The 1,672-nt window shown below is 44.3% G+C and carries 3 protein-coding genes; all 3 read left to right on the top strand.

From position 1 onward, the window contains the following. Window positions 1–578: hypothetical protein (locus tag VN105_RS07690; RefSeq protein WP_325639539.1), on the top strand; the 578-nt coding region annotated here is incomplete at its 5' end. Between the two features lie 13 nt (window positions 579–591). Beyond that, a complete protein-coding gene (locus VN105_RS07685; protein WP_325639537.1) occupies window positions 592–1,428 on the top strand; it encodes a universal stress protein in 837 nt (278 codons plus the stop codon). Between the two features lie 11 nt (window positions 1,429–1,439). After that, window positions 1,440–1,672: flavodoxin domain-containing protein (locus tag VN105_RS07680; protein WP_325639535.1), on the top strand; the 233-nt coding region annotated here is incomplete at its 3' end.

The following is a 1,672-nucleotide window of genomic DNA, read 5'->3' as shown; positions in this document are numbered from 1 at the left end:
ATGGCGTGAATTGCCTGGTACATTTGGACAAGGGAATGCCGGCTACGGAGGTGATAAATGAAAGCCGTTACGCTGATCTGATAGTATTGGATGCAGCTACTTCGTTTTCCTGGAGGCCGGAAAGCGTTCCTACTACATTTGTAAAAGAAGTGCTGGAGAAGTCTGAATGCCCTGTAGTATTGGCGCCTGAAAGCTTTGAAGGGGTGGATGAGATTGTTTTTACCTATAACGGAAGTTGCTCATCGGTGTTTGCCATGAAACAGTTTGCAAATATGTTTCCTGAACTTGGAACCTGTAAAGCTACCGTACTGAGTATAACAGGAACCGGCAGACCTATCAGGGGAGACGAATCAAGATTAAAGGAGTGGCTGGATACGCACTACACCAACGCAGAGATCCTGTTAGTGGAGGATGAACGTGTAAGCACCCGTTTGCTGGAATTCATGATCAGTAAGGAAAAAGTATTTATTGTGATGGGAGCCTACGGACGGGGTATTTTATCCAACGTATTTATTCCTAATCCAGCTTCACTGGTGGTAAAACTGGTGACACGACCGTTTTTTATTACTCATTATTAATGCTATAATCATTATGAAAAAAATTATTGCAGCCATAGATGCACTCCAGTTTGCTCCGGGGCAGGTAGCAACTTTTAAATATTTTGCGAAAGAAGCACAAAGTCCCTTAACGGTAATATGCCTTGACGATATTGTGAGTGAACTAACGCCGGCAGGTGTGATGTACCCGGGAGGCTATGCATACAATTATGAGCAGATTACTGCCGAGAGCCGGGCAGCGTTGGAATTTCGGCGTGATAACAACCTGAAACAACTTCGTGAGCTTTATGATGACGGTAACGTGGAAATTAAAGTCCGGGAAACAGCAGGAATGCCGGCGGAGAAAGTGATAGAAGAAAGCCGGTTTGCCGATCTTTTGTTGATTAATAACAGCACTTCATTTGCTACCCTGTATGATACAGACCCGCCCAGGTTCGTAAAAGACCTGCTGGCAGACGCTGAATGCCCTGTTATGGTGTTGCCCGAAGTGATGCCGGCCATTAAACAGGTTGTATTCTCCTATAATGGCTCATACTCTTCTATGTATGCCATAAAACAGTTCACCCAGCTTTTCCCTGGTTATTCCGATATGCCGGTGAAAGTGGTGTATGTAGCAGAAAATAATAACCATAACATTCCCTGGGAGCCCAAACTCCGTGAATATATGGATTTACATTATGACACGGTAGAATATGCTATCCTGAATGGGGAACCAGCTACCGAGTTCCTGGCACTGCTGATTGACCGGAATGATTGTATTGTTACCTATGGAGCCTACGGCAGAAGCGGCGTATCCCGCTTTTTTCACCGGAGTGATGCGGATAATATTCTGCGCACAGTTAATATCCCTGTATTTATTACTCATCCTTAATACAGCTGTTTATGAAAGGTCTTATAATTTATAAGGGTAAATATGGCGCTACCCGTCAGTATGCGTTGTGGTTGGGAGACGCCCTTGGATGGCCGGTTGTTCCGGCCGGTTTGGAAACCACGCAGCAGCTGCTGAATGCAGAATGTATTATACTTGGCTCCAGTATTTATATTGGTAAACTTCAGTTACGTAAGTGGGTGAAAGAGCATGAGAATTTAATTATCAGCAAACGTTTGTTCTTTTT

This window comes from Chitinophaga sp. (genome assembly GCF_035564935.1).
Lineage (GTDB): Bacteria > Bacteroidota > Bacteroidia > Chitinophagales > Chitinophagaceae > Chitinophaga.
Note: the sequence above shows the minus strand (reverse complement) of the source record. Positions and strands in the feature narration are given on the sequence as shown.

Bases quoted from the DNA above. Each gene is read 5' to 3' on its own strand.
- VN105_RS07685 (WP_325639537.1), top strand. From the start codon at position 592: ATGAAAAAAATTATTGCAGCCATAGATGCACTCCAGTTTGCTCCGGGG.